Genomic DNA, 14,839 nt, shown 5'->3' with positions numbered 1-14,839 from the left:
GCACCTCACCCAGGACGGGTCACCGGCTGCGGGACGTGGTCATTTGAGCAGGGCGCCCGCGTCGATCGGAAGCTGCACGCCGGTGATGTAACGGCCCTCGTCCGATGCCAGGAAGAGCACCGCGTTGCTGACGTCCACCGCCTCCACCCACGGGACCGGCAGGGTGTTCATCATCTGAGAGATCGGCGCGATGTCTTCCTTGGTGGGGTTCTCCAAGTCAGGGCGGAACATCCGATAAGTCGGCTCATTCATCATCATCGGCGTGTCCACCTGGGTGGGGTGGACCGAGTTGACGCGAATGTTGTACTGGGCCAGCTCCACCGCCAGGCTGCGCATCAGCCCGACCACGCCGTGCTTGGCGGAGACATAGTGGCCGACGTGGGGAATGGCCTTCATCCCGCCCACGGAGCTGGTCAGCACGATCGTGCCGCCGCGGCCGCCCTCGATCATGTGCGGGATCGCGGCCTTGGCGCTGAGCCAGACCCCGGTCAGGTTGACGTCGATCATGTCCCGCCAGGCCTTCTCCGGCATCTCGTGCGCGGGGGCCCCGGTGTTGGCCAGGCCGGCGTTGGCCGCGACGATGTCCAGCCGACCCAGCTCCGTCACCCCGTCGTCGACCACGGCCTTCATCGCGTCGAAGTCGCGCACGTCGACCTGGGCGGCGACGATGCGCCGGCCCAGCGCCTTCACCTGAGCGACCGTCTCGTCCAGGTCCTCCGGCGTCGACATGGGGAGGGGAACGCCCTCGAGCTGCCGGCAGACGTCTATGGCGATGATGTCCGCGCCCTCCTGTGCCAGGCGCACCGCGTGGCTGCGTCCTTGGCCGCGTGCCGCACCGGTGATGAAGGCCACCTTGCCTTCGACTCGTCCAGCCATCGTTTCCTCATTTCCTGATCTGTGAGCCGGAGTCGGCGGGTACGCGACGCCGGTGCCATGACGGGCATGGCCGGGGACTGGTCTGCGATCGTTTCTGTGGGAGTGGCCGGGGCTTGGTCAGGGGGTACGACCGCGGAGAGCGGCCGTCGGGAGGGCTCGGTGGTGGCGCGCGCCCGGGGGTGCGGCGCAGGGGGTGCCGGGGAGGTTCAGCGGGCCTTCCCGGGGCCGGTATCTCGGCGGGTCCCGGGCGAACGCCGGCGCCGGACGGTCAGCAGGAGGATCAGCAGGGCCGTCGCGGCGGCGATCGGCCCGACGCGCCGGACGATCCCGCCGCCGGCCGCCTGCAGGAGGTCGATCGGCTCGGCGGCCGGCCGGGAGGCGACCGGCGTCGTCCGCGTTGGGGCGGGGTCGAGGCGCGGGGCGGCGCCGTCGCCGGGGGCGGACGCCGGGCGCCCGGAGGTGGCCTCGCCGGGGGCCGCGGGCCGAGCCGGGGCCGTACCGTTGCCGGCGACGGGATGAGCGGCGATCTCGTCGGCGAGGTTGGCCGCGAACTGGCCGATCAGGGTGGTGGCGACGTCGGCGAGCGTGCTGCGGCCGAACTGTGCCGGTTTACCGGTGATGGCGAGCTCGGTTTCGAGGAGGACGTCGGTGGTGTCGCCATGGTCCGTGAGCCGGCAGGTGATGACCGCGTTGGCGGTGCCGCCTCCGCGGGTCTCCCGGCCGCTCGCCTCCATGACCGCGACCTTGGCCGCTTCGTCACGGGAGACGAAGGTGACGGTGCCGCTGTAGGCCAGGCCAATCGGCCCGAGCTTGACCTTGACCTTTCCCTGGAAACGGTCGCCGTCGTGCGAGGTGAGGGCCGCCCCGGGCACGCAGGGGGCGATCCGCTCGATGTCGAGCAAGACCTGCCACGCCTCGTGCGCGGGCACGGGAATGCTGAGGGTGTTCTCGAGTCTCATCCGGTCTCCTCCACGGAGGCTGTGCCGTCCGCCGTCCGCGCCGCCGCCCGGACGGCTTGCAGAATCCCCTGGTAACCGGTGCAGCGGCACAGGTTCCCGGACAGGCCTTCCCGGATCCGTTCGTCGCTGGGGTCGGGATTGTCGCGCAGGAACGCGGTGACGGAGATGATGAAGCCGGGGGTACAGAAGCCGCACTGCAACCCGTGGTGATCGCGGAAGGCGGCCTGGACACGGGAGAGTTCGCCGTCCGGCGAGGCGATTCCCTCGATGGTGGTGATCTCCGCGCCGTCGGCCTGCACGGCGAACACCAGGCAGGCGCGGACGGCCTCGCCGTCCAGCAGGACCGTGCAGGCACCGCAGACGCCGTGCTCGCAACCCAGGTGCGTGCCGGTGAGCTGGCAGCGCTCGCGCAGGTAGTCGGCGAGAGTGAGCCGCGGTGGCACGGTCGCGCGTCGCAGCATGCCGTTGACCCGCACGCGTATGTCGACGTCAGCCATTGCTCGCCTCCTGTACGGCCCTCTTCCAGGCACGGGTCACGATGATGGCCCCGACGTGTCTGCGGTAACCGGCGGACGCGTGCAGGTCGGAGGGGACCGACTCCAGTGCGCTCATGGCGGTGTTCCCGACGTCGTCGGCCGCGACGTCGGCGGGGGCAGAGCCGATCAGCGCCGCCTCGGCCGCCGACGCGCGCAGCGGCATCGCGCCGAGGCCGAACAGCCCGATGCCGCATCGGCGGATCCGCGCATCGGCGCCGAGCTCGACCGCGACGGCCGCACCCGCGATGGCGAAGTCACCGCCCCGGCGGGCGAACTCCTCGATCGCGAACCCGCAGCGGTCGCCCCGCCGAGGGAAGCCGATCCCTGTCAGCAGCTCGTCGGCCGCCAGGTCGGTGCTCCACAGGCCGGTGAAGAACCGGTCGGCGGGAATGGTCCGCACGCCGCGCGGCGACCGCGTCTCGATCCGCGCGTCGAGCGCCAAGGCCACCGCCGGGTATTCGGCGGCGGCGTCGGCGTGCGCGATCGACCCGCCGATCGTGCCGCGGTTGCGGATCTGGAAGTGGCCGATCAGCGGTGTGGCGCGGGCGAGCAGCGGTACGTCCCGGGCGACGTCGGCGGAGCGCTCGATCGTGGCCTGGGTGGTGCCGGCGCCGATCCAGACGGCCCCGTCCCGCCGCTCGATGCCCTGCAGACCGGCCACCCGGCGCAGGTCGACGAGGTGGTCGAAGGCCGCCAGCCGCAGGGCGAGCATGGGGACCAGGCTCTGCCCCCCGGCGATGACCTTGGCCTCCTCGCCCAGGTCCGCGAGCAGGGAGACGGCCTCGTCGACGCTCGTCGGAGCGTGGTAGTCGAACGATGACGGCTTCATCCGGTCACCGTCGCCGGCGCGGGCTGAACGTCTGCTGCGGGTCCATCAGTTCACTCCTGTCGGCGGGGCCGTCTCGCGGGTCCGGGATTCGCGTACCAGCGCGACGATCGACTCCGGCGTCAGCGGCAGGCGGGTGATCTGCACGCCGAACGGCGCGAGCGCGTCGGCGACCGCGTTCACCACCGCGGGCGGCGCTCCGATCGCGCCGCCCTCGCCGACGCCCTTGTAGCCGCCGGGTCCGGGTGCCGGTGTCTCGACGTGGCCGTACTCGATGTCCGGTACGTCGGCGGCCGTGGGGAGGAGGTAGTCCATGAACGTCGTGGCGACGGGGTTGCCGTCCTCGTCGTAGGCGAGATGCTCGTAGAGCGCACCGCCGATCCCCTGTACGGCGCCGCCCGCGATCTGGCCCTCCACCACGTTGGGGTTGATCATCGGGCCGCAGTCCTCACTGACGAGGTACCGGAGCAACGTCACCTCGCCCGTCGCGACGTCCACCTCGCAGGTGCACAGGTGCGTCGCGTTGGCCCAGATCAGCGGGGTCTCCGGCCGGTACCGGCCGCTGGCCTCCAGGCCCGGCGGCACCCCGGGCGGCAGGGCCTCGGGCTGGAAGTAGGCGATGGAGGCGATCTCGGCCAGCGGCAGCTCCGCGGACGGCACGCCACGGACCGTGACCCGCCCGCCGGCCAGCTCGATGTCCTCCGCGGCGGCTTCCAGGCGGTGCGCGGCGATCGCCACGATCCGCTTCCGCAGCACGGACGCGGTCTCGGCCACCGCCCCCGCGGTCATCGAGCCCGACCGGCTGCCGGCCGATCCGCCGCCGAACGGCGTGATCGCCGTGTCACCCTGGATGGTGCTGACGTCGGCGATGTCCACCCCCAGCGCGTCGGCGGTGAGCTGCACGACGGTGGTCTCGATGCTGTTGCCGGCCGACCCGCCCGAGACGTACACGTTGACCTTGCCGGACGGCTCGATCCGGATCGTGGCGCCCTCGGTGCTGTGCAACGCCATGGCGGCGGTGGTGGGCTCGACATAGGTGCACGTGCCCACGCCCAGGAAGCGGCCCTCGGCACGGGCCTGTTCCTGCTCTCGCCGGAAGGCCTCGTAGTCCAGCATCTTGAGCGCCTGCTCGAACGTCTCCAGGGGCGTGATGTCGCTGTAGGGCATGCCGTTGGGGTTGAGACACGGCAGCTCGTCACGTCGCAGCAGGTTCCGGCGGCGCAACTCGGCCGGATCCATGCCCAGCCGGCGAGCGGCGATGTCCAGGAGCAGCTCCCGCGCCACCGACTCGAACTGCCACGGCCCGCGATAGGCCGTACGGCCGACGGTGTTGGAGAACACGCAGGCCGTGGACCAGGTGCCCTGCGGCACGCGGTAGGGGCCGGGGAAGAACATCCCGACGGCCGCGGCCGTCCCCACCGGCCACGGCACCGGATAGGCGCCGACGTCCTGCGTGTAGTCGATCGCGGCGGCCAGGATGCCGCCCTCGGCGTCGAAGGCGATTCGCGCATCGGCGTGCTCGTGGCGCGACTGCCCGGCCGACAGCAGGTTCTCCCGCCGGTCCTCGATCCACTTCAGCGCGCCGGGCACCTTCCGCGCCGCCAGCATGACGCACATGTCCTCGCGCTGCGGTATGACCTTCTGCCCGAAGCCGCCACCGGTGTCGCGCATCACCACCCGCACCCGGTGCTCGGCCAGCCCCAGCAGCCGGGAGCAGAACAGGCGCACCTCGTGCGGAGACTGGGTCGCGGCCCAGATCGTCAGCTCGCCGGTGGGCGCGGACCACTCCGCCACCAGCCCCCGCGTCTCCATGGGCACCTGCGCATAGGCCTGCTGGTAGACCGTCTCACGCACCACCACCGCGGCCTCGTCGAAGACCGGCGCGAGCTGCTCCAGCGGAGGGCCTTCGAGCTCGCCCGCGACATTGCCCGGATAACCGGCATGCACCAGCTCGTCGGACTCGCGTGCGGTGACGTAGTCGACGACCGGCGGCAGCGGTTCATAGTCGACGACGACCAGATCGGCCGCGTCCTCGGCGACGTAACGGTCGGTGGCGACCACCAGCGCCACCGGGTCCCCGACGAACCGCACCTCGCCCTCGGCCAGCGGCGGCCGCGGCGTGTCCGGGACATCGCGGCCGATCAGCGTGTACCACTGCTCACGCACACCCGGATTGAGATCCTCCGCCACGAAGACCGCGTGGACGCCCTCGAGGGCGAGCGCCTCGGACGCGTCGATGCCGGCGATCCGGGCCCGGGCCATCGGACTGCGCACGAAACACCCATGGAGCATGCCGGGCCGCACCACGTCGTCGACGAAGGTCCCATGGCCGGTCAGCAACCGCGCGTCCTCAACTCGCGTCACGCGGGCACCGGCGTAGCGGGCCGCGGCCGCGTTCAGGGCGCTCACCGGCCCCACCGGCCCCGGAGGACGACCGAACCGAAGTCGCTCACCGCGGACCTCCCTCGACCATGTTCACGATCCGCTGCCGCGTACCGGAGCGCACGCGGGAACGCACCCGTCCCCGTGCCGCTGAGCAGTCGATCAGCATTGCTGGGCATATGCTTAGCATCCGCTTCTGTCGGAGGTCAAGGTCCTGGCCTGTCCGGGCGGTGGTCACCGTGACACGTCGGCCGCCTTGCCGAGTTCCTGGTTCGGGCGGTTGCGGGGCAGGCCGAGGTGGCGTTCGGCGATGACGTCCCGGAGGATCTCACTCGTCCCCCCGTAGACCGTGCTGACCACGGCGGCCCGGAAGTCGCGTTCGAACCGGCCGCCGGCGGGGGCGCCGGACGCCTCCGGTGCCAGCAGGCCCTCGGCGCCGAGGATGTCGAGGGTGTCGCTGTAGTGCCGTTGCTCGGCCTCGGTGAAGAAGAGCTTGTTCATGGTTCCCTCGACGCCGGGGACCCCGCCCTTCGTGGCGCGCCAGTTCATCCAGCGGCCGAGGAGCCGGGCGACCTCCTCGTCGACGGCGATCCTGCCGATGCGTTCCGCGGCCAGCGGGTCGTCCAGGACACGGGTCCCGTCGGGACGGTGCGCCTGCCGCGCCCAGGCGGCGAGGCCGGGGGCCAGGTTCTTCTCCAGCGACGCCGGGCTGGAGACGCCCCGCTCGTACACCAGTGCCACCTTCATGACGTTCCAGCCTTCGTCGGCCCCGCCGATACGGGCCGAATCGGGTACGTGCACCTGGGCATAGAAGGTCGCGTTGGTGACCTGGCCGCCGAGCGTGTGGATCGGCTGGATCTCGAAGCCGGGGGCGTCCGTCGGCACGAGGAACAGCGAGAGCCCCTTGTGCTTGGGCACGTCCGGATTCGTACGGGCGAGGACGAAGACGTGACTGCACACCTGCGCGGTGCTGGTGAACATCTTCTGGCCGTTGACGACCCACCCGGCCTCGTCCCGGACGGCGGTCGTCTTGGCCGCCGCCACGTCCGAGCCGGAGTCCGGCTCGCTGTAGCCGAGGGCGATCAGTATCTCGCCGCGCAACGCCGCGGGAAGGTACTCGCGCTTCTGTTCCTCGGTGCCGACGTGCTGGATCGTGTGGATCACCATGGTGGTCGTGGCCCACCCGTCGAAGTGCAGCCCCCGTCGCGCGCACTCTTCGAAGACGGCCCGGGCGAACCCGGGGGCGACGTCGCTCCCGCCGTACTCCGGCGGCCAGCCGGCGGCCAGGATCCCGTCCCGCGCGAACAGCGCGTGCAGCTCCATCGTCTGGTGGCAGCCGGTGCGGAGCTGCTCGTCGGCCCACTCGGGCCGGACGTTGGCGTCGGCCCAGGTGCGTGCCGCCTCGCGGTGCGCGGCCAGCTCGTCGGACTCCCGGAAGTCCATCGTCAGTCCTCCGTAACGTCGAACAGGCGGTGGGACAGCTGCGCGTAGGTGGCACGGCGGTCACCGGCCACCAGGGGCCAGGCCTTGGCGCGGCGGAAGTAGTGCTGGACGTCGTACTCCAGGGTGTAGCCGTAGCCGCCGTGGAAGTGCAGGCTGTCGGACGCCGTCCGGAACGCGGTCTCGGACGCGAACAGGAACGACATCGTGCCCAGCGTGCCCGCCGCGGGCAGCTCGACGTCGTGTGCCCACGCCGCCTCGTAGGCGAGCAGCCGGGCGCCCTCGACGGCGGTCGCGTTGTCGGCGAGACGGTGCTGGATCGTCTGGAACCCGGCGATGAGCGCGCCGAAGGCCCGGCGGTGCATGACGTAGTCGATACCGAGCTCGAGCGCTCTGGAGGCGATGCCGACGAGCGCCGCCCCGGTCAGCATCTCCCAGCGGTGGACCGCATGGTCGTAGGCCGCGGCGGCCGCCGCGCCCTTCGCCAGCACGATCACCTCGCCGGAGTCCAGGCGGCAGTCGGCGATGGGCATCGCGCCGAGGTTGGGAACGGCGTCGGCCGGCCGGCCGGTCATCCGGACCGCCAGAAGCTCCTCACCGCGCAGCACGACGACCAGGTCCGCCACCGCGCCCGCCGGGACCAGCCGGGCGACGTCCCCGGTGACCGGGTGCAGCGCCAGTGTGCCCAGCAGATCGCCCGCGACGGCGCCCGACACCAGCGGCTCCAGCGTCGCCTGCTGCGGCACCGAGGTGAGCACGGTGTTGGCGATCGCCGCCTCGATCAGCGGCACCGGCGCGAGCGACCGCCCGAGGGACTCGGCGGCGATGGCGAGCTCCACGAACCCGGCGCCGCCTCCGCCCCGGTCCTCGGGGACGGCGATCGAGGCCAGGCCCAGCCCGACCACCTTGCGCCACAGCGCCGCGTCGAACCCGAGGGGTTCCGAGCCGCGGACGACCTCGGGACGCGACTCCTTCTGGAAGAACTCGCGCAGGCTGACGCGCAGCGTCTCCTGGTCGTCACTGAAGTCCAAGTTCACGAATGGCTACCTTTGCAGCGTCGTCCGGCCGGTGATCCCGTCAACGGTGAGGGCATCGGCGCAGCCGCCCTGCCGGCACTCCGTGCATGGACGATCTCCAAACGGTCTTGAGGGACCTCGCCGTCCCGGGGCCTGTTCCCAGCTGGTCGACGCAACATTACGCGCGCGGAACAGGCGTGGCAATGGTGATCGCTTCTAAAGAGAAGCATCCTATCGAAAACCGCGAACGCTCATATCGTCGCTGCTCGTCCTACGGGCGCTCCGGGCCCGGGGTGACCGCGCGCATGGGCGCCTGCGCGGCCGTCGCCCAGGACGACCCCTCGGCCTGGTACTTCGAGGGCCGGAGTGGACCAGGCGGACAGTGGCCGAATAGTGTCTTCAGCCATGGAGATGCTGCCTTCCGTTATACGAGAGTGTGTCTCTCGCCACTGGCGGGCCGCATCACCACGTCCCGGGACCTCCGAGTGATGAGAGTGAGGCTGCAGCCGTGGCTTCGATGCCTGTGCGGTCCATGTACCCCGAGCGGCCGGACTACCGCGTTGACGTGCTGGCCCGCACCAACGTCATGAGCGCGTGGCTGGGTGAGAGCCGCCTGGCCGGCAGCAACGCCTGTCTGACCGTCGACGAGCAGGATCACGGACTGGTGGTCTACTTCCCCAGGGACGCGGTCGATTTCTCGGCTCTGGAGCCGACCGGCCACCGCACCGTCTGTCCGTTCAAAGGGCAGGCCGTGTATTGGCGGGCCGCGGGCGGTGAGGGGTCCGGCATCGCGTGGAGCTATCCGGAGCCCTTCCCGGAGGTCGCCCGCCTGGCCGGTTACGTCGCCTTCGATCAGGACGAGGTCCGTGTGACGATCGGCAAGGGCGCTTTCACCGGGGTGCGGCCATGACCGAGTCGACGCTCGAGCGGATGATCGGCCTCTTCGACGTGGAACCGCTCGATCCCGCCCGGACGCGTTTCGCGGGGGACAGCGACGGCGGGGGCCGGCAGGTGGTCGACGGCAGCCAGATCCTCGCCCAGTCCCTGGTCGCCGCGGGCAAGGCCCTGCCGGGCCGGACGGTGCGTTCCGCGCACGCGTTGTTCGTCGCCGTGGCCGACCCGGCGAAGCCGCTCGAGTTCACCGTCACACCGGTGCGGGCGGGGCGCTCGTTCGCCAGCGCCACGGTCACGGTCGGGCAGGGCGACCGGACCTGCGCGATCGGTACGGTGCTGCTGGACCATCCGCAGCCCGACGTCATCCGGCACGACCGGTGGGCGGGCCCGCCGGTCGCCGGACCCGGCGCGGCGTACCCCGCGGACATGCCGGTGCGGGGCAGGCGGCTGCGCATCGAGGGGGTCCGGCGACACAGCAGTCCCGACGAGGTCGGGCCCCCGATCATGGACGCCTGGCTGCATTACGACGCCGTGCCCCAGCGCGATGACCTGCGCCGCGCGCTGCTGGCGCACTTCACCGGTCATCTCTCCGTCTCCACCACGATGCGGGCGCACCCCGGGATCGGTACGTCCCAGGCACATCAGACGGTCTCGACCGCGGTCATGGCCATCGGGGTGAGCTTCCACGATCCCGTGCGGTGGGACGGCTGGATCCGCTACCACCACGAGAGCACCTACGTCGGCGCGGGCATGAGCTACGTCCGCGGTCAGGTGCTCACCGAGGAGGGGCGCCTTGTCGCGTCGTTCACCCAGGACGCCATGATCCGGGCCTTCGAGCCCACCGGACCGGCGACGTCGGTGCCCGTCGAGTCCCGGCTGTGAAGCCGTACCCCCCGGCCTACGGCGTCGGGGTCTCCGGCAGCGGGCTTTCCGGCGCGGGGCTCTCCGGCATCGGCGTGCCCGGCGCCGGAGACCCCGGTGCCGGGGCCGGCGGGGCTTCCTGGGTGCTCTTGTACCTGCACGTGTAGTAGCCACCGGCCAGCGTGACACTCGTGTCGGTCAGGCCCGCGATCCGGTAGCTGTCCACCTGCTGGTCCTCCGGCTTCCACCGGATGTTCACGGTGTCTCCCGTGATCTCGTATGCGGCCTCGAGCAGGTTCTTGACCTCGTTGCCGGGGCTGATCGTGTCCTGCTGCCTGAGCATGCCCTGGTCCCCGAAGACGAGGGTTCTCTTGACGATCCCCATGCCGAGGTCGCTCGCGGCCACGCCCAGGGGCGGCCCGCAGCCCTCGGCCTTCAGGTCCAGCTCCCAGGTCTTGCCGGTCAGCGCGGGCGTGCGACCGCCGGGGGCCGTCGAACCAGGAGAGGGGCCGCTCTGATGACCGGACGAGGCCACCGCGGTTCCCTGTAAGGACATCACGAGCACTGGAGCGGCCAGTAGACACGCCCTGCTTTTCTCTCGCATCGAGATGACTCCTCGCTCGCACCCTCCGCGCGGACGGCCCAGGAAAAGGAGCTCCGGAGAAAGGTGCGTTCTCATGACGTGGCCGAGACGTGAAGCCGGCAGGCGTTGCGCGCACTTTGCCGCGCACCTGTATCCCGACACTTATCTACATTCGGCGATATCACGGTAACCGGGTGTCGCGGAAAGCTGTCAACACGGCGCGACTCTGCTCCGGGTAAATACTCCGGCCGCTAATTCCCGACCATCAACCGGCCGTCCTCCTCGAAGACCGGGTAGGTGCGTACCGGCGGCGCGCCGGTGGCGCAGTGACCATCGGCCAGGTCGAAGGCGTGGGCGTGCAGGGGGCAGATCACCACGCCGTCGTCGATCTGCCCGTCGGCCAGCGGCCCGCCCCGGTGCGGGCACACCGCCTGGACGGCGCGCAGGCCGCCGTCGCGCAGCCGGAACACCGCGATCTGCTCACCGCCGACGGCGAACGCCCGCCCCTCACCGACGGGGATCTGGCCGGCCGGGCCGAGCACGTACGTCATCGGACCGGCACCCGGGGGAGCGGGACCAGCGGCAGCGAGGAGCGGAACTGGCCCTCGGTCACGGGCGTGGCGCGCTCCTGCCAGGGATCGGTGTAGGCGTCCACCGACGCCTGCATCGCGTCGTCCAGCCGGGCGCCCTCCTCCTGCAGGACGGAGCGGAGACGCTCGATGCCGATCCGGGGGACGAAGGCGTACGTGCGTTCGAGCCAGCGCGCGTTCTCCCGGTAGTACTGCAGGAACCGCCCGGCGAGCGTCATCACCTCCCGGGGGGTGCCCACGGTCGCCAGCAGGTCGCCCTTGCGCACATGGGCCCCGGCGGCGCCACCGACGTAGACCTCCCACCGGCCGCCGTCCACGGCGACCACGCCCAGGTCCTTGACCAGCGCCTCCGAGCAGTTCCGCGGGCAGCCCGCGACGGCCAGCTTCAGCTTGCCCGGGCTCTCCAGCCCCTTGTACCGGTCCTCCAGCGCGATGCCGAGGGCCGTCGAGTCACCGAGGCCGTACCGGCAGAAGTCACTGCCGACGCAGGTCTTCACCGTACGGAAGCTCTTGCCGTAGGCGTGCCCGGACGGCATGCCCAGGTCCTCCCACACGCCGGGCAGGTCCTCCTTGCGGACCCCGAGCAGGTCGATGCGCTGACCGCCGGTGATCTTGACCATGGGGACGTCGTACTTCTCGGCGACCTCGGCGATGCGCCGCAACTCCGCGGGGGTCGTCACCCCGCCCTTGATCTGCGGTACGACGGAGAACGTGCCGTCCTTCTGGATGTTGGCGTGCACCCGGTCGTTGATGAAACGGGCGTCGCGCTCGTCGAGGTAGTCCCGCCCCCACATCATGCGCAGCAGCGAGGCCAGCGGCATCTTGCTCGCCGCGTGCTCACCGTCCGGAGCGAGCGCGGCGAAGACGGACGAGACCGAACGCAGGCCGCGGGCCCGGACCTCGGCCATCAGCGCCGGCTTGGCCAGCGGAATGCAGGGGACGTACCAGTCGGGATCCTCCTCGACGCCGTCCCCGGCGGCGAGCGCCACCAGGTCGGCGACCAGTTCCTTGCACGCCCCGCAGCCCTTCCCGGCCCGCGTCGTGTTCATCACCCCGGACACCGAGGTGGCGCCGTCGCGGACGCAGGCCGTGATCTGCCCCTTGCTGACCCCGTTACAGTTGCACACCTGGGAGGTGTCGGCGAGTTCGGCGGCCGCCGTCTCCGGGCCCGGTGTGCCCATCTCAAAAAGCAGGCGCAGCCGATCCTCCGGCAGCCGGGAGCGCCCGCCGAACGCCTGGATCAGGAAGCCCGCCTTGGAGACGTCTCCGAGGAGCGTCGCGCCGATGAGCAGGCCGTCCCGGATCACCACGGTCTTGTAGACGCCGCGGCCCGGCTCGGAGAACTGCACGAACTCGTCGTCCTCGCGTTCGGGCTCCTTCACCCCCATGGTGGCGACGTCCACACCGGCCACCTTCAGCCTGGTCGCCATGCGCGACCCGTGGTAGGCCGCGTGCGGATCGGTGCCGGTGATGTGGTCGGCGAGCACGGTGGCCTGCTCCCAGAGCGGGGCGACCAGGCCGTATACCTCGCCCCGGTGCTGCGCGCACTCCCCGACGACGTAGATGTCGTCGTCGTCCACCGACCGCAGCTGGTCGTCCACGACGATGGCCCGCTCGACGGTCAGGCCGGAGACGGTGGCCAGCCCGACGTTGGGCCGGATGCCCGCGGTGAGCACCACCATGTCGCAGCCGAGCTCCGTCCCGTCGGCGAACCGCACGCCGGTGACCGGGCCGCCCTCGTGCAGGATCGCCGTCGACCTCGCACCGGTGTGCACCGTGATCCCGAGCCGCTGCATCGAGGCCCGCAGGATGCGGCCGGCCTGCGCGTCGAGCTGCTGGTTCATCAGCCACGGCGCCGAGTGCACCACGTCGACCTCGACGCCGTGGCGCTGCAGGCCGCGCGCGGCCTCCAGGCCCAGCAGCCCGCCGCCGATCACCACCGCCCGGTGGTGCGCACGCGCGTGGCGCAGCATCGCCATCGTGTCGTCCATCGTGCGGAAGCCGAACACGCCGGGCGTCAGCGTCCGGTCGTCGGCCCACATCCCCTCCATCGGCGGGAAGAAGGTGCGGCTGCCGGTGGCCACGATGAGCTTGTCGTACCGGGTGACCGACCCGTCGTCGCCGTAGACGAGCCTGGCGAACCGGTCGATCCGTACGATTCGTACCCCCGCGTGCAGGGTGACGCCGTTCGCGGCGTACCACGCCGCGGGGTTGAGGTAGATCTCGTCGTCAGGGTCGGTCCCGTCGGCCAGCAGGTTCGACAGCTGGATGCGGTTGTAGTTGCCGTACGGCTCCTCGCCGAACATCGTCACCTGGAACAGGTCCGGCCGCCTGGCGAGGATCTCCTCCACCGCGCGGGCGCCGGCCATGCCGTTGCCCACCACGACCAGGCGCGCCCTGGGGGAGCCGGTCATATCTCGACCAGCCCGAAGTCCACCGACAGGACGCCCGCGCAGCCTTCGGGCGCGACGACGTGCAACTCGAGCCGGGTGTCGCCGAGCAGATCCTCCACCACCCGCAGCGGCACGTGGACGGCGCCGCGCGCCCCGATGGGGAACAGCCGCATCGGGGCGCCGTCCCGCATCAGCACGACGGTGACCATCTCCCCGGTGCCGTTCCCGCCGCGGAAGTACAGCGGCTGCGCGGTCGTCCCCAGCGGGACGAGATAGCTCAGCGCGGGGTCGATGAGGAAGGGCTTCTGCATGCCCTGGCCGGTGAACTCGTACATCCCCTGCAGGAAACGGGGGGAGCTGTGCATGCGGTCTCCTCCGCTGGCCCGGGTCTCGGTCAGAGCGCCAGTCACCGTCCAGGCTCCGCAGCCCCCGTTGCCATGCCGTTACGGCCGCGTTATAAGCACGCGGCCGATCCCGCACAGCCGACCCGCGTCAGGGGCGGGACGCCCGCGGGAACGACCGCCCGTCCTGTTCGCCGAGCCGTGCCGGCTCTCCCCGCTACCGCGATGGACCGGCCGGCGCCAGCCGGCCGACGGCGCCGGAGCACCACATCGGTTCGCCGCCCGGCAGGGCGGTCGCCTGAAGCGGAACGACGCCGGAGCCCGGCCCTCCGGGCTGCCAGGTCGAGACCGACGCCAGGCCGGGGTCGACGAGCTCGAAGCCGTCGAAGAAACGGGTGATCTCCGCCGCCGTGCGGGGGAACCACGGCACGGCGCCCGACTCGTCCATCGCCTTCCTGATCGCCCAGGTGGACGGGTGGTCGTCGATATGGGAGATCACGAGATAGCTGCCCGGGGCCAGCACGTCCCGCAGCCGGGCGACGAGGCCCGCCGGGTCGGCCTCGTCGGAGAAGAAGTGCAGGATGGCCACGAGCAGGACCGCCACCGGCTCATCGAAGTCGATCAGGGCCCGGGTGTCGGGGTGGTCCATGATCGCCTCGGGCTCCTGCAACCCGGCCTGGATGAACGTGGTGTTGCCGTTGGTCGCGAGCAGTGCCTGACCGTGCACCTGCACCACCGGGTCGTGGTCGACGTAGACGACCCTGGCGTCCGGGGCGGCGGCCTGGGCGACCTCGTGGACGTTCTGCTGGGTGGGCAGGCCCGACCCGATGTCGATGAACTGCCGGACGCCCGCGACGCGCGCCAGGTAGTCCACCGCGCGAGCGAGGAACGCGCGGTTCGCCCGGACCGCGCGGACCGACTCGGGGGCCGCCTTCATCATCTCCTCGGCCGCGGCCTGGTCGACGGGGTAGTAGTCCTTGCCGCCGAGGTAGTAGTCGTACACGCGGGCGACGCTCGGCTTCGTCACATCGATCCCGAGGCCGGCGCCGGGGGTCCGCGTCGGCGGTTCGAGCCGCCGCTCGTCTTCGGTCATGACACGCCCCTGCTCGTCGCGATCGTAGGGCCGGCGCAGCCGGCCTGAG

14 protein-coding genes are annotated in these 14,839 nt (G+C 71.4%); 2 read left to right on the top strand and 12 right to left on the bottom strand.

Features of this window, described 5'->3' with window-relative positions:
* Positions 1-39: 39 nt before the first annotated feature.
* The 7 genes from ACRYCC_RS29990 to ACRYCC_RS29960 form a co-directional block, all read right to left on the bottom strand.
* Positions 40-876 carry a mycofactocin-coupled SDR family oxidoreductase gene (locus ACRYCC_RS29990; protein ID WP_433817083.1) on the bottom strand — a complete coding sequence of 279 codons (837 nt, stop codon included), beginning with the start codon at positions 874-876 and terminating at the stop codon, positions 40-42.
* A 206-nt stretch (positions 877-1,082) separates the two neighbouring features.
* Positions 1,083-1,835, bottom strand: a complete 753-nt coding sequence (locus ACRYCC_RS29985) for an SRPBCC family protein (RefSeq protein WP_433817082.1) — start codon at positions 1,833-1,835, stop codon at positions 1,083-1,085.
* Positions 1,832-2,332 (bottom strand): (2Fe-2S)-binding protein, encoded by a 501-nt coding sequence (locus ACRYCC_RS29980; RefSeq protein ID WP_433817081.1) that lies wholly within the window; start codon positions 2,330-2,332, stop codon positions 1,832-1,834. Before ACRYCC_RS29980 ends, ACRYCC_RS29985 begins: the two co-directional genes overlap by 4 nt.
* Positions 2,325-3,200 carry an FAD binding domain-containing protein gene (locus ACRYCC_RS29975; RefSeq protein ID WP_433817080.1) on the bottom strand — a complete coding sequence of 292 codons (876 nt, stop codon included), beginning with the start codon at positions 3,198-3,200 and terminating at the stop codon, positions 2,325-2,327. Before ACRYCC_RS29975 ends, ACRYCC_RS29980 begins: the two co-directional genes overlap by 8 nt.
* Before the next feature lie 45 nt (positions 3,201-3,245).
* The gene (locus tag ACRYCC_RS29970; RefSeq protein WP_433817079.1) at positions 3,246-5,606 is read right to left on the bottom strand and encodes a xanthine dehydrogenase family protein molybdopterin-binding subunit; all 2,361 of its coding nucleotides are present in this window, start codon (positions 5,604-5,606) and stop codon (positions 3,246-3,248) included.
* Between the two features lie 207 nt (positions 5,607-5,813).
* Positions 5,814-7,022, bottom strand: coding sequence for an acyl-CoA dehydrogenase family protein (locus ACRYCC_RS29965; protein ID WP_433817078.1), 1,209 nt, complete (start codon positions 7,020-7,022; stop codon positions 5,814-5,816).
* Positions 7,023-7,024: 2 nt separating this feature from the next.
* On the bottom strand, positions 7,025-8,056 hold the full coding sequence (locus ACRYCC_RS29960; protein WP_433817077.1) for an acyl-CoA dehydrogenase family protein: 1,032 nt from the start codon (positions 8,054-8,056) through the stop codon (positions 7,025-7,027).
* 511 nt (positions 8,057-8,567) lie between these two features.
* On the opposite strand from ACRYCC_RS29960, the gene ACRYCC_RS29955 reads away from it, so the two are divergent.
* Both ACRYCC_RS29955 and ACRYCC_RS29950 read left to right on the top strand, forming a co-directional pair.
* The gene (locus ACRYCC_RS29955) at positions 8,568-8,945 is read left to right on the top strand and encodes a DUF427 domain-containing protein (RefSeq protein ID WP_433817076.1); all 378 of its coding nucleotides are present in this window, start codon (positions 8,568-8,570) and stop codon (positions 8,943-8,945) included.
* Positions 8,942-9,811, top strand: a complete 870-nt coding sequence (locus ACRYCC_RS29950; RefSeq protein ID WP_433817075.1) for an acyl-CoA thioesterase — start codon at positions 8,942-8,944, stop codon at positions 9,809-9,811. The genes ACRYCC_RS29955 and ACRYCC_RS29950 overlap by 4 nt, the downstream gene beginning before the upstream one ends.
* A 16-nt stretch (positions 9,812-9,827) precedes the next feature.
* On the opposite strand, the gene ACRYCC_RS29945 is transcribed toward ACRYCC_RS29950, so the two are convergent.
* From ACRYCC_RS29945 to ACRYCC_RS29925, 5 genes are all read right to left on the bottom strand, one after another.
* On the bottom strand, positions 9,828-10,346 hold the full coding sequence (locus ACRYCC_RS29945; RefSeq protein ID WP_433817074.1) for a hypothetical protein: 519 nt from the start codon (positions 10,344-10,346) through the stop codon (positions 9,828-9,830).
* A 278-nt stretch (positions 10,347-10,624) separates the two neighbouring features.
* On the bottom strand, positions 10,625-10,924 hold the full coding sequence (locus tag ACRYCC_RS29940) for a Rieske (2Fe-2S) protein (RefSeq protein ID WP_433817073.1): 300 nt from the start codon (positions 10,922-10,924) through the stop codon (positions 10,625-10,627).
* Complete coding sequence (gene nirB / locus ACRYCC_RS29935) at positions 10,921-13,377, bottom strand: nitrite reductase large subunit NirB (protein ID WP_433817072.1); 2,457 nt, start codon at positions 13,375-13,377, stop codon at positions 10,921-10,923. The genes ACRYCC_RS29940 and nirB overlap by 4 nt, the downstream gene beginning before the upstream one ends.
* Positions 13,374-13,721: a hypothetical protein gene (locus ACRYCC_RS29930; protein WP_433817071.1), complete on the bottom strand. Its 348-nt coding sequence runs from the start codon at positions 13,719-13,721 to the stop codon at positions 13,374-13,376. The genes nirB and ACRYCC_RS29930 overlap by 4 nt, the downstream gene beginning before the upstream one ends.
* A gap of 193 nt (positions 13,722-13,914) precedes the next feature.
* Positions 13,915-14,790, bottom strand: coding sequence for an SAM-dependent methyltransferase (locus ACRYCC_RS29925; protein WP_433817070.1), 876 nt, complete (start codon positions 14,788-14,790; stop codon positions 13,915-13,917).
* Positions 14,791-14,839 lie beyond the last annotated feature (49 nt).

Origin of the sequence: Actinomadura scrupuli, assembly GCF_050971785.1 — a bacterium.
Classification (GTDB): domain Bacteria; phylum Actinomycetota; class Actinomycetes; order Streptosporangiales; family Streptosporangiaceae; genus Actinomadura_E; species Actinomadura_E scrupuli.
This window is presented reverse-complemented; position numbering and strand designations above follow the sequence as displayed.